Origin of the sequence: Sphingomonas sp., from assembly GCF_025362505.1 — a bacterium.
In the GTDB taxonomy this organism is placed as follows: Bacteria; Pseudomonadota; Alphaproteobacteria; order Sphingomonadales; family Sphingomonadaceae; genus Sphingomicrobium.
Window position 1 is genome coordinate 1 of sequence record NZ_JANYGG010000053.1, and the last position, 12,284, is coordinate 12,284.

Genomic DNA, 12,284 nt, shown 5'->3' on the forward strand with positions numbered 1-12,284 from the left:
TGGAGCGCACCAATAACGACGCCGGAGCCTTTCAGGAATTGATCTTCTGACGCGCGGATGCGTTCCGCGTCGAAGCGGAAATCCGGCCAGTCGGGAAGTTGCCAATTCCAGCGCATGATCGATAGGATGCCTTTCTATCAATCACGATATAGCCCAATTATGATTGATAAAGCGATAGCCAATCAATCATCAAAGGCACACTGCCGCTTCGCGGAGTCAATTTGTGGCGATGGCTGCATCCCGGATGGTCTGCCAAGCGCCAGCATGACAATGCCGTTCGTTTGTCATTTCGCACAGCGGGCGCGGGCCGTGCGACCCTTGGGCGTCCGCTGATGCAGGCTCCTGTCCCCCGTGCGGTGGACTTTAAAGAGCCTGCTATCTTTGATGGTGCGGGCGGTGGGAATCGAACCCACACTCCTTGCGGAACGGGATTTTGAATCCCGCGCGTCTACCAATTCCACCACGCCCGCGTTGCGACACGCCTATAGCGATGCAACCCTTTGACGCAACGGCAAAGGCCCGATCGGCCAATTATGCCGCGGACTTAGTGGCCTTCTTTCGAGCAACAGGTTTGGGCCGCGCCCTGCGAACATTGACGGCGGATGCGTCGATGTTGTTCTTCAAATGCCGCCCATAAAACTTTTCGATCATCTCGACGCTGGTGCGGCAGTTCTTGGCGACCTGATAAATGTCCGCCCCTTCGAGCAGCCGCAGGCAGATATAGGTATGCCGCAGGCTGTAGCAGGTGCGGATGTGGCCCTCGCGGTCGAATTTCAGATTGAGCTCGTCGAGGACGGTGTTCATCAGCTCGCGCGGCGACTTCCCGAATATCCGGTCGGTCGGTTGGAGCTGTTTTCGCTTGCGAACCCGCTCGAAGGGCAGGATCGCACCGGGCATCGACTTGCAGAAACCGACCCCGCGCTTGCCGCGCACCTCGATCTCCAGGATGCGCTCGCCGGTCGACTCGTCGTTCACGATCTTAACGTCTCGCAGCTCAAGCCGTGCGGACTCATCGGGTCGAAGCCCGGTATTGCCCATGAAAAGAACGTAGTCGTGAAACGTCTCGCAGACCTCGCGCCAGCGCGGCTTGGGCGGGTTCTTCGCCCGCTCGCGCGTCGCCTCATAAAGCATTTTGTATTCCTCAGGCGAGAACCAAGCGCGATGCTCGACCTTGCCCGAAGTCTTGTAGGGCGCTGACATATCGGGCAGCGCCGCAATCCAGCCCTTGCGGTTGGCCGTCTTCAGCACCTGACGGAGCGTGACGATCTCGTGATGCAAAGTCGCGCGGGCGGGCTTCTTCGGCTTGCCGGTTTTCGGGTCGATGCGGGATGTCTGACGGTGAAACCGGTATTCCTGCACTTTGCCGGCCGTAATGTCCTCAAGGGCGGTATCGCCAAAGAACGGCAAAAGGTGAACGCGGATGAGATCGGACTTCGATTTCACATATCCGGCATTGCGTTCGCCCAGCGTGATAACCTCGAACTCATTGGCGAAAGCAGTGGCGGCATCCTCGAAACTCGGACCAGTTGGCGTTCGCCGACGCCGACCATCGGTCGGCGCGCCGGGTCCAGCGATAGGAGGCTGGACGGGGCCGTCCAACAAGGAGACGCCACCGCGTCGGCGTTGGCGATCCTCGACGCAACGCTCCATATACCAGTCGCGCGCAAAATCCTTGGCGGCGGCAAGGCTGACCTCCTTAGTGGTCTGCCTGTGATTTTGGCTGCCGAGGTAGGTCGCGCATTGCCAGAAACGGCTCCCCTCACGCCGATAGATGTGCAGCGCACCGTCCATCAGCAGATGGCTTTCTGTCGGCATTGCGAGAACTCCAAAATGTGTAAGACATGTGTAAGTCTTTTTGGAGGTCTCGTCCTTGTTTAAACCATTGGTTCTAAGGGGTTTTTGGCTTATTTTTTTAGGCTAAACCCAATTTTGAGTCGAGCGCGTCTACCATTCCGCCACGGGGGCAGGCACGCCGCTGCCTAGCCGGGTCAGACCTTCCCGGTCAATTCCGCGGCGCCTGCCGACGATAGCTGAGTGCTTCGGCAATGTGGATTCGGCCCACGGTGTCGCTTCCGGCGAGGTCGGCGATGGTGCGGGCGACTTTCAGCACGCGGTGGTAGCTGCGCGCGGACAGGCGCATTGCGGCCGCAGCGCTGGCGAGGAGGGCGCGGCCCGGATCGTCGGGGGTGGCGACCGCTTCGAGGAGTTCGCCGTCGGCTTCGGCGTTGGTGCGGATGCCGTGGGCGGCGTAGCGTTCCGACTGGATGGCGCGCACTGCGGCGACCCGCGCGGCAACCGCGACGCTTCCCTCGGCCGGCGGTGGCAGGGTGAGGTCGGCGGCGCTGACCCCTTGCACATCGACGTGGAGATCGATGCGGTCGAGCATCGGGCCCGACACCCGCGCCTGGTAGTCGGCGGCGCAGCGTGGGGCGCGGCTGCAGGCGAGCGCGGGATCGCCAAGATGGCCACAGCGGCACGGGTTCATCGCCGCGACCAGCTGGACCCGCGCCGGGAAGGTGACGTGGGTGTTGGCGCGCGCCACGCTGACCGACCCGGTCTCGAGCGGCTGGCGAAGCGAATCGAGCACCGCGCGCTGGAACTCGGGCAGTTCGTCGAGGAACAGCACGCCCAGGTGCGCGAGGCTGATCTCTCCCGGCTTGACCTTGAGTCCGCCCCCGACCAGCGCCGGCATCGACGCCGAATGATGCGGTGCGCGGAACGGCCGAGTGCGAATCAGGCGGCCGCCCGACAGCTCGCCCGCAACGCTCGCAATCATCGACACTTCGAGCGATTCGGACGGGCCGAGCGACGGAAGGATGCCCGGCAGGCAGGCGGCGAGCAGCGACTTGCCGGCGCCGGGCGGCCCGACCATCAGCAGGTTGTGCGCGCCCGCGGCGGCGATCTCGAGCGCGCGCTTGGCGGTTTCCTGGCCCTTGACCTGGACGAGGTCCGGGCCTCGCCTGGCTTCCTCGACCTCGCCCGGAACGGGGGTCGCAAGCAACGCGGTTCCGCGCAAATGCGCCAGCAGCGACAGCAGGTCGGGCGCGGCGATAACCTCGACGTCGCCCGCCCACGCCGCCTCCGACCCCTGCGCGGCGGGGCAGATCAGCCCTTTCCCGGTGGCCGAGGCGTGGAGCGCGGCGAGCAGCACGCCGGCCGAGGGCGCGATCCGCGCATCGAGCCCGAGTTCGCCGACGACGACATAATGGCTGAGCGCCTCGCTGTCGACGACACCCATTGCCGCGAGCAGCGCCAGCGCGATCGGCAGGTCGAAGTGCGATCCTTCCTTGGGCAGGTCGGCGGGCGACAGGTTAGCGACGATCCGCTTGGGCGGGACCGCGATGCCCAGCGCCGAGATCGCCCCGCGCACTCGTTCGCGGCTTTCGCCGATCGCCTTGTCGGCGAGGCCGACGACGGTGAACATCGCCTGGCCGGGGGTCAGCTGGACCTGGACTTCGACGGGACGGGCTTCGAGACCGAGATAGGCCACGGTCGAGACGATCGCGACCATCAGCGGAAGCCCGCTGGCGGATCGCACGGTCGGAAAATCAATGAGCCCCCTAGCTCGGCAAACCCAGGCTAGGCGCGGGCGACTGGCGACGCAAGGCTTGCGTCGCGCTCCGCCTCGCACCACATCAATAGTCATGATAACGCGCGACAAAATTCGGGCCTGGCTCGATCATCCGTGGGTCGAGATACTGCTGTTCATGGTTGGTGTGCTGTTGATCATCGCCTCGCCGGTGGCCGGCATAATCCCCGGACCGGGCGGGATCTTCGTCTTCGCGGCGGGGCTGGCGCTGGTGCTCAAGACGAGCATGTGGGCCAAGCGGCGCTACGTCCACTTTAAGCGGTGGCAGCCCAAGGTCGGCGCGTGGTCCGACTGGGGTCTGCGCCGCGCCAGCGCCAAACGCCGCAAGAAGCTGCGCAAGGCGGGCGAGATTAACGAACCCGAGGCGCTCGGCGATTGACTTTGGCGCATCGTCTCCGTATCGGCTCCCCAACGGAGGCCACCCGAGCGGTGGCCCTGATCCAATAGATCTTCGAAGGCATGAGCGATGAAGCGCACTTTCCAGCCGAGCAATCTGGTCCGCAAACGGCGGCACGGGTTCCGTGCCCGCTCGGCGACGGTCGGCGGCCGCAAGATCCTCGCGGCGCGTCGCAACCGCGGCCGCAAGAAGCTCAGCGCTTAACCACGCTTACCAAGCGCTCGGATTTCCTCGCCGCCAACCGCGGCCAGCGCTATCCGATGCCCGGCTTCGTTCTCCAGGTCCGCCCACGCGGCGACGGCGATGCCGCGATCCGCGTCGGGTACACCGTGACCAAGAAGATCGGCAACGCCGTTGTCCGCAACCGCATGAAGCGCCGCTTCCGCGAACTCGCGCGCGCGCTTCTGCCACTCGCCGGCATCCCCGGCGCCGACCATGTCCTGATCGGTCGCGCCGGCGGAATAGAACGTGATTTCAGTGCCTTGTCCGATGAACTCGCCCGCGCTTTGCGTAAAGCCGCGCGATGATCGCCCGCGCGCTCATCCTCATCGCGCGCGGCTGGCAATTGGGCCCCTCGCGCATCCTGCCGCCGTCGTGCCGCTTCAGCCCGAGTTGTTCGGCCTATGCGATCACCGCGCTTCGGCGCTATGGGGCGGCAAAGGGCGGCTTGCTCGCCCTGAAACGTATTTTCCGCTGCCATCCGTGGGGCGGCATGGGTCACGACCCGGTACCGTAAGGATCAAGAGTTGAAAGACAATCGCAACATGGTCCTCGCGATCTTCCTCAGCGCGCTGGTGCTGCTGGGGTGGAGCTTCCTCGGGCCGAAAGTCTTGCCTACCGCCGGTCCGCAGACCGCGCAGGTCCGCGACGGCAAGATCCATGCCCTGCCCCAGCCGCAGGCCAGTCCTGCCGGCACTGGCGTCCCGACCGCCGCTGCGGGCGCGCTGCGAGTGCGCGCCGACGTTCTGCGCTCGACGCCCCGCATCAAGATCGACACGCCGAGCCTGCTCGGCTCGATTAATCTCCAGGGCGCGCGAATCGACGACCTCCGCCTCGTCAAACAGCATGAAACGATCGCGCCCAACTCGGCCCCCGTCCGGCTGTTCTCGCCCGCCGGCGCGCCCGGCGCCTATTTCGCCGGCTTCGACTGGCTCGGCGACGCGGTCGCGGTCCCCGGCCCAGACACCGAATGGACCGCCTCGAGCCGCCTTCTTGCGCCGGGCAAGCCAGTGACCCTGTCGTGGACCAACCCGACTGGCCAGAAGTTCGAACAAACCGTCAGCGTCGACGACGAGTACCTGTTCACGGTTCAACAGCGCGTCACCAATAGCGGCGCCTCTGCGGTAACCTTGCGCCCCTACGGTTTCGCCAGCCGCGCTGCGCAGTCCGTCGATCCCTCGACCTGGACAAATCATGTCGGCCCGATGTCGGTCATCAATGCCAAGGCCGATTATTCGACCAAGTGGAAGACGCTCGACGAGGCCGGCGACGCGGGCAAGACCGGCGAAAGCGGCTCCGGCTGGGTCGGGTTCACCGAGAAATATTGGCTCGCCGCGTTGGCCCCCACGGGCAACATCGCGCCGAGCTTCCGCCGCACCCCGGCGGGCGGTTACCAGGCCGATTACGCCGGCGCTCCGGTCACGCTCGCGCCGGGCCAGCAGACGAGCGGGGAAACCCGGCTGTTCGCGGGCGCAAAGGAAAAGGGCGCGCTCGACCGGTATGAGGATGCAGGGATTCCCAAGCTGTCGAAGTCGATCGACTGGGGCTGGTTCGAATTCTTCATGCGGCCGATCTTCGGGCTGCTGCGCTGGCTGTTCGCGGTCACCGGCAATTTCGGCGTGGCGATCATCTGCCTGACGTTCATCGTCCGCGCGTTGATGTTCCCGATCGCCCAGCGCCAGTTCCAGTCGACCAACGCGATGCGCCGCGTTCAGCCCAAGCTGAAGGCGCTCCAGGCGCGCTTCAAGGACGACAAGCCGCGCCAGCAGCAGGAGATGTTGAAGCTCTACAAGGAGGAGAAGATCAACCCGGCGGCGGGCTGCTTGCCGATCTTCCTCCAGATCCCGGTGTTCTACGCGCTTTACAAGGTGCTGATGGTCGCGGTCGAAATGCGCCACCAGCCGTTCTTGGGCTGGATCCACGACCTTTCCGCGCCTGACCCGATGTCGCCGGTGAACCTGTTCGGGCTGCTCGACTTCACTCCGCCGCACATCCTCGCGATCGGGGTGCTGCCGATCCTCGTTGGCGCGACCCAGTGGCTGACGATGAAGATGAACCCGGCGACCGGCGTCGATCCGACGCAGCAGCAGATCATGTCGCTGATGCCGTGGTTCCTGATCTTCGTCATGGCGCCGTTCGCGGCGGGGCTGCAGCTATACTGGGTGACGAACAACCTCCTCACGCTCGCCCAGCAAGCATGGTTCAATTACCGCCACCCGATCGACGCCGCGACCGCGGTGATCGACGCGAAGCCCGTCAAGCGATGAGCGCGGGGGAAGAGGATATCGGCGAAACCGCGCGGAAACTGTTCGCCGGTCCGATCGAGTTCCTGAAGTCCGCTCCGGGCCTGCAGTATCTGCCGGATCCGACCGTGCCGGAGATCGCGTTTGCCGGGCGGTCGAACGTCGGCAAATCCTCGCTGCTCAACGCGCTGACCAACCGCAACAAGCTGGCGCGGACGTCGAATACGCCGGGACGGACGCAGGAGCTCAACTTCTTCGATGTCGGCAAGCCGATCGTGCTGCGGCTGGTCGACATGCCCGGTTACGGATTTGCCGAAGCACCGAAGGATATGGTCAAGCGCTGGCGGTTCCTCATCAACGACTATCTGCGCGGGCGGCAGGTGCTCAAACGGGCGTTGGTGCTGGTCGATTCGCGCCACGGGCTGAAGGATGTCGACCGCGACGTGATGGCGATGCTCGACGCCGCCGCGGTGAGCTACCACCTGGTTCTCACCAAGGGCGACAAGATCAAGCCGAGCGCTTTGGCTGACGTGCTCGAGGCCGCCCGCACCGAAGCCGCCAAACACCCCGCCGCCCACCCCACCCTCTTCGCGACATCGAGCGAGACCGGCGAAGGCATCGCCGACCTGCGCACCACCGTGCTGGAAGCCGCCCGCGGCTAAACCCCTGAGAAGTCCAGCACCGGCCGAGATTTTGCTGATTGGGCGGGGTCAAACCGCCATAAGATGACGGGCAGAAGCGCAGTCGGCGGATCATCCCGAACGCGAATCCAGCGCCCCGGGCCGAGCCAGCGATTGATCCGCCTCCGATCGCGCTCGTTGCACTTGCTCGCCAGCAACCATGTTCGCCCACTGGTCAGGATCGATCGAGGGATTGGTTTGGGCGCGGGACGGGTAACAAGCCAACCGAAGTGGTCCTGCCAGCGCGGGTCGGAGCCGAAGCTCCGCTCGACCATTGCCATGTCTTCGCCCAACGGCACCAGCAGTGGCAGCGGTAACAGCGCGATCGCCGCATGGCGCAATTCCGGCGCTCGCCAGGTACGGCAGACCATCAGCACGTCGCCCGGTTGTTGATCGCGCGCGATCTCGTTCTGGAACGGCCGCGTGTCCTGGCGGTCGATGCGCATCGTGCCGCTTGCGGCGAGGCTGGCCGCATAGGCTAAGCCGGTCATTGCCATCAGCCAGCGTCGATCGAGCCGATCGAGCAGCAGCGCGATCACTGTCAGAATGCCGGGGACGGACCACAACATCGTGCGCGGCATGAAGATCGGCTTCGACAGCGCGCCGAAGGCCCACAGGACAAACGGCAACAACAGGAAAATTGCGAGGACTTGCGCGCTGGCAGGGAAGTCGGCGGGCAACTGACGCATGCGGACGCCGGCTCGCCAATACGCAACCCCGGCGAGAAATACTGTTAGTACCAGCGCGACGAAGCTCGACGCGCGCCCGGGGTCAGACGGCTTAGGCGACCACATGCCCAGCGGCAGGATCTGCTCGGCGAGTGTCGCGAAAAACTGACCGAGACTTGCCTGAGGGAGCCAATCGAAGCCGATGTCATTCGTCATGCTCGCGAACAGCCGAGCCGCGCCGGGAAGAGCGAAGAAGATCATCGCCAGGATGGTCAGCCGAGTGGCCCGCTGGACCGACGCGTCGCCGCTCCGCGCGGCGGTGAGCGCCAACAGGACGACCGCCGGGCCGATCCAGAACAGCGCCACGAAATGAGTATAGAAGGCGAGTAGCGCGCTGATCGCGAAAATAACGGCCGGTCGGACATGGAATATGTTGTCGCGAATCATTGCTCGCAACGTCAGCAGCAACCCGATCGCCGATCCTATGACGAGGAGGGTGAGCAAGGCATAGGCCCGCGCCTCCTGGCTATAATCGATCAGCGGCGCCGACAGGGCGACGAACCCCGCGGTCAGCAAGCCCACCCGCCGCCCCCCGACGATCGCCCCGAACAGCGCCGATAGCGGGATAAGCGCGACCCCGCACACCAGGAAGATCGCGCGGACACCCGTCACGCCCGCGCTGTCGGGAATCAGCAGCTTGTGAAGTAGATAATATAAGCCGGGGGTCGGATCGACGGCCCGGAGCATCAACGTTCCGACTGGCCACTTTGATATCAACAGTGTCAACGCTTCGTCGGACCACAAGGGCATGCTGCTGATCGCCGAGAGCCGAAGCAGCAGCCCGACAAGCGTGATTGAGGCGAGGATAAGCGCCGCCCAATTCAGGCGCGCGGCGCCGCGCCATCTTGAACCCGCCTCGATTGTCGCCAATAGCCTGCTCCCCGGGGCCAACCCCAGCCCATCATGACCCCAAAGGTGTTCGTTGCTCAAGATCGTCATCGGCAATCGCGCTTATTCGAGCTGGTCGTTTCGCGGCTGGCTTGCGGTGCGCCAATCGGGCCTCGAGTTTGAGGAGCTGGTCGTTCCGCTCTATAATCAGGAGTGGGAACAGCGCCGCGAGGGCGATGAATTCGCCCCGTCGCGCGGCAAGGTGCCGGTATTGTGGGACGGCGACTGCGTCGTGTGGGACAGCCTGGCGATCATCGAGCATTGCGCCGACCTGACGAAGCGCAGCCTTTACTGGCCCGATGACATGGCGGCGCGCGGCATGGCGCGGTCGATGGCGGCCGAGATGCACTCGAGCTTTTCCAACATGCGCCGCGAATTGCCGATGAACGTCCGCCGCATCGTCGACGGCCATATCCTGAGCGACGCGGTCCGCGCCGAGATCGACCGGATCATGGTGCTGTGGGCCCAGGCCCGCGCGCGCTTCGGTGGGACCGGCCAGTTTCTGTTCGGCGATTGGGGCGCGGCGGACATGATGTACGCGCCGGTCGTAACTCGCTTCGTCACCTACAAGGTGCCGGTGCCGCCGTTCGCGGTGGCCTATATGGACGCCGTGCTCCAGCATCCGCACGTCGCCGACTGGATCGAAAAGGCCCAGGACGAGCCGTGGGTGATCGAGGAATATGAGCCGACGCCGGCCTAGACTGCCCGCTGTGCCGCATATTCCGAGCCGTCCTTGCGGACATAACGGTCGTCGGCGGTGAACTCCATGTCGATGTCCGAATAGCTGCCGCCAAGTTCCGCGCCTCCGCCGACGGCGACGAAGCGGCAGTCGGAATTTGATCGGTTAATCAAATGATGGCCGTTCCTGATGCCCTTCGGGAAGGCGGCGACGTCGCCCGCCCGCAACAATGTTTCCCCGTCATCCTCGACCAGCACCGCTTCGCCCGCGATCATGATGACGAGTTCATCTTCTCCCTCATGCCAATGGCGTTGGCTCGACCAGGCACCGGGCCGAAGCGTGACATGGCTCGCCGCGAATTCGGTCAGGCCCGTGCTCGGCGCGAGCCGCTTGTACCATCGACCCGCGACTTGGCCGTCGAACGGAGCGGGATAGCCGGTGCGGTTGGTTTCCTCGATTTCACCCAAATCGACTTTCGGCATGGCGCTCCCCTTGCTAAGCCCCGATCATGAAGCACCCGATCGATCCCGTCGAGCTTGCCGCCGCGCTGATCGCGGTGCCGAGCGTAACTCCCGCCCGCGGCGAGGTTTTCGACGTGCTGGAAGCGGCGCTCGTCCCGCTTGGCTTCGCAGTCCATCGCTTCCTCGCTGGCGATGAGCCGGTCGAGAATTTGGTCGCGCTCCGTGGGACCGGAGCGCCACACTTCGGCTTTGCCGGCCACCTCGACGTTGTCCCGCCGGGCGGAGGGTGGAGCGGCGACCCGTTTGTCCCGCGGATCGAGGATGGGCTGCTGATCGGTCGCGGGGCGAACGACATGAAGAGCGCCATCGCGGCATTCGTCGCGGCGATCCCGACACGCCAGGAAAAGGGCGCGCTGTCGCTGCTGATCACCGGTGACGAGGAAGGCCCCGCGCTCCACGGCACGGTGGCGATCATCGACTGGCTCGAAGAGCGCGGAATCCGGCCCGACTTCATCCTGATCGGCGAGCCAACGTCGGAAAACCGGCTTGGCGACACGATCAAGATCGGACGGCGAGGGTCGGTCAATATGTGGATCGAAGTGCCGGGGACGCAGGGCCATGTCGCCTATCCGCACAAGGCCGATAACCCCGTGCCGAAGCTGGCGCGGGTCGTGGCGGCGCTCGATGCGCTGCATCTCGATGACGGTAACGACGCCTTTCCCGCGTCGAACCTCGAATTTACCGACGTCGCCGCGACTCCCGGCGCGCCGAACGTCATCCCGGGCGGGGCGAGCGCGCGGCTCAACATCCGCTTCAACAATCTCCAGCGCGGGACGGACCTCGTCGCCAGGGTCACCGAGATCGCCGAGCACGAGGCGCCTGGCGCGACCGTCCGCGCGCTGATCTCGGGCGAGGCGTTCCTGACCCCGCCAGGACTGCTCTACGACCTCGTCGTGTCCGCGATCCGCGAAGAGACCGGCGTCGAGCCGCAGCTGTCGACCGGCGGGGGGACATCGGATGGGCGGTTCCTGATCAAGCTCTGCCCGGTGGTCGATTTCGGCCTGCCCAATGCGACAATGCACAAGCTCGACGAAAGCGCGGCGCTGGGGGATATCCGCAGCCTGTCGCGGATCTATGGACGGGTCATCGCCAAGGCCTTCGCCTGAACTGTCATCCCCGCGAAAAGGGGAATGACGGGGCCTCACCCTACGCCCGCTGCCGCGCCCCACCGCGCTCGGCGTTGAGCACCCAGGCGCGATATTCTTCCTCGAACATCGGGTGGGCGAAGACGAACCCCTGTACCGTCTGACAACCCATTGCGCGCAGGATGTCGGCCTGCGCGACATTTTCAACCGCCTCGGCGACGATCTCGCAGCCGACGCCGTGGATCAGTTGGACCACCGCCTGGACGACGACGCGGGCCTTCTCGTCGGTCTCGATGTCGGCGATCAGCGAGGGGTCGAGCTTGACCCGGTCGAGTGGCATCGCGCGCAGCCGGGCAAGGTTCGAATAGCCGGTGCCGAAGTCGTCGATCGCGATCTTTGCGCCGTCGGCGCGCAGGCTGGCAATTTCGCGCAGCACGGTCTCGCTGACTTCCATCGCCGCCGATTCGGTAAATTCGAGCTCGACCAGTGACAGGGGCACGCCCTGCTCGACGAAAGCCTGGCGCATCCGCGTGAAGAAGTCGGCGCGATCGAGCTGGCGCGGGCTGACGTTGAACGCGATGCGGTGGGCGTTGCCCTCTCGATGCCACGCCCCGAGCATCGAGGCGACTTCGGCGATCACCCAGTCGCCGATCTCGGCGATGATTCCCGTCTGCTCGGCAACCGGAATGAAGCTGTTCGGCTGGCGCATCCCCTCGCGCGGATGGTTCCAGCGGAGAAGCGCTTCGGCCCCCGTGATTTCGCCGGTGCGCAGACTCAGCTGCGGCTGGAGCGCGAGCAGGAATTCACCGCGCTGGACCGCCTCGGTCAGCGCGGCTTCGGTATCGATCTTGAGCTGGTGCTCACGCGCCAATTCCTTGGAGAACAGGCAATGCTGCCCGCCGCCGCGCGATTTGGCGCGGTACATGGCGATGTCGGCGGCGCGCATCAGCGCTTCGATCGCGATGCCATGTTCGGGCGACAAGGCGACCCCGACCGACGCGCCGATATCGATGCTGTGGCCTTGCATCTCGAACGGTTCGCCGATCGCCAGCGCGACCCGGCGCGCGACCCGCTCGGCATCGGCGGCGCACGAAATGGCGGGCATGAACACGGTGAACTCATCACCGGCGAGCCGGGCAAGCAATGGCCGCGCCGACGCCGGCTCGCTGACTTCGGCGGTAACGATCACCCGCAGGCGGTTGGCGACCATCACCAGCAACTGGTCGCCGCGGGCGTGACCAAGGCTGTCATTGAC

General features: G+C 65.2%; 13 protein-coding genes, 1 tRNA gene and 1 pseudogene. 8 read left to right on the forward strand and 7 right to left on the reverse strand.

The window, feature by feature from the left end; translation table 11 throughout:
• The 4 genes from Q0R27_RS04340 to Q0R27_RS04355 all read right to left on the reverse strand — a co-directional run.
• Positions 1–116: DUF4172 domain-containing protein (locus tag Q0R27_RS04340; RefSeq protein WP_293941353.1), on the reverse strand; the 116-nt coding region annotated here is incomplete at its 3' end.
• A gap of 269 nt (positions 117–385) precedes the next feature.
• Positions 386–470: transfer RNA gene (locus Q0R27_RS04345), tRNA-Leu, on the reverse strand.
• Between the two features lie 61 nt (positions 471–531).
• The gene (locus Q0R27_RS04350) at positions 532–1,815 is read right to left on the reverse strand and encodes a site-specific integrase (RefSeq protein ID WP_293941322.1); all 1,284 of its coding nucleotides are present in this window, start codon (positions 1,813–1,815) and stop codon (positions 532–534) included.
• 187 nt (positions 1,816–2,002) lie between these two features.
• Positions 2,003–3,511 (reverse strand): YifB family Mg chelatase-like AAA ATPase, encoded by a 1,509-nt coding sequence (locus Q0R27_RS04355; protein WP_293941356.1) that lies wholly within the window; start codon positions 3,509–3,511, stop codon positions 2,003–2,005.
• Between the two features lie 133 nt (positions 3,512–3,644).
• Here Q0R27_RS04355 and Q0R27_RS04360 point away from each other — a divergent pair, with 133 nt between their 5' ends.
• The 6 genes and pseudogenes from Q0R27_RS04360 (at position 3,645) to yihA (ending at position 7,110) form a co-directional block, all read left to right on the forward strand.
• Positions 3,645–3,968, forward strand: a complete 324-nt coding sequence (locus Q0R27_RS04360; protein WP_293941325.1) for a hypothetical protein — start codon at positions 3,645–3,647, stop codon at positions 3,966–3,968.
• A gap of 87 nt (positions 3,969–4,055) precedes the next feature.
• The gene (rpmH, locus tag Q0R27_RS04365) at positions 4,056–4,190 is read left to right on the forward strand and encodes a 50S ribosomal protein L34 (RefSeq protein ID WP_293941328.1); all 135 of its coding nucleotides are present in this window, start codon (positions 4,056–4,058) and stop codon (positions 4,188–4,190) included.
• A gap of 47 nt (positions 4,191–4,237) precedes the next feature.
• Positions 4,238–4,513, forward strand: a pseudogene (gene rnpA, locus Q0R27_RS04370) (ribonuclease P protein component); the annotation flags it as partial.
• Positions 4,510–4,722, forward strand: coding sequence for a membrane protein insertion efficiency factor YidD (yidD, locus tag Q0R27_RS04375; RefSeq protein ID WP_293941331.1), 213 nt, complete (start codon positions 4,510–4,512; stop codon positions 4,720–4,722). The pseudogene rnpA and the gene yidD, both read left to right, overlap by 4 nt.
• A gap of 10 nt (positions 4,723–4,732) precedes the next feature.
• Positions 4,733–6,472 (forward strand): membrane protein insertase YidC, encoded by a 1,740-nt coding sequence (gene yidC / locus Q0R27_RS04380; protein ID WP_293941334.1) that lies wholly within the window; start codon positions 4,733–4,735, stop codon positions 6,470–6,472.
• Entirely contained in the window at positions 6,469–7,110 is a 642-nt protein-coding gene (gene yihA, locus Q0R27_RS04385; protein WP_293941336.1) for a ribosome biogenesis GTP-binding protein YihA/YsxC, read from the forward strand. Before yidC ends, yihA begins: the two co-directional genes overlap by 4 nt.
• Here yihA and Q0R27_RS04390 read toward each other — a convergent pair.
• Positions 7,107–8,543 carry a hypothetical protein gene (locus tag Q0R27_RS04390; RefSeq protein WP_293941338.1) on the reverse strand — a complete coding sequence of 479 codons (1,437 nt, stop codon included), beginning with the start codon at positions 8,541–8,543 and terminating at the stop codon, positions 7,107–7,109. The genes yihA and Q0R27_RS04390 overlap by 4 nt on opposite strands.
• Before the next feature lie 235 nt (positions 8,544–8,778).
• Here Q0R27_RS04390 and Q0R27_RS04395 point away from each other — a divergent pair, with 235 nt between their 5' ends.
• On the forward strand, positions 8,779–9,444 hold the full coding sequence (locus Q0R27_RS04395; protein WP_293941341.1) for a glutathione S-transferase family protein: 666 nt from the start codon (positions 8,779–8,781) through the stop codon (positions 9,442–9,444).
• On the opposite strand, the gene Q0R27_RS04400 is transcribed toward Q0R27_RS04395, so the two are convergent.
• Complete coding sequence (locus Q0R27_RS04400) at positions 9,441–9,905, reverse strand: cupin domain-containing protein (protein WP_293941344.1); 465 nt, start codon at positions 9,903–9,905, stop codon at positions 9,441–9,443. The genes Q0R27_RS04395 and Q0R27_RS04400 overlap by 4 nt on opposite strands.
• Before the next feature lie 26 nt (positions 9,906–9,931).
• Here Q0R27_RS04400 and dapE point away from each other — a divergent pair, with 26 nt between their 5' ends.
• The gene (gene dapE / locus Q0R27_RS04405) at positions 9,932–11,050 is read left to right on the forward strand and encodes a succinyl-diaminopimelate desuccinylase (RefSeq protein ID WP_293941347.1); all 1,119 of its coding nucleotides are present in this window, start codon (positions 9,932–9,934) and stop codon (positions 11,048–11,050) included.
• A gap of 40 nt (positions 11,051–11,090) precedes the next feature.
• Here the strand turns inward: dapE and Q0R27_RS04410 are convergent.
• A partial coding sequence (locus Q0R27_RS04410; RefSeq protein ID WP_293941350.1) for a bifunctional diguanylate cyclase/phosphodiesterase occupies positions 11,091–12,284 on the reverse strand: 1,194 nt, incomplete at its 5' end.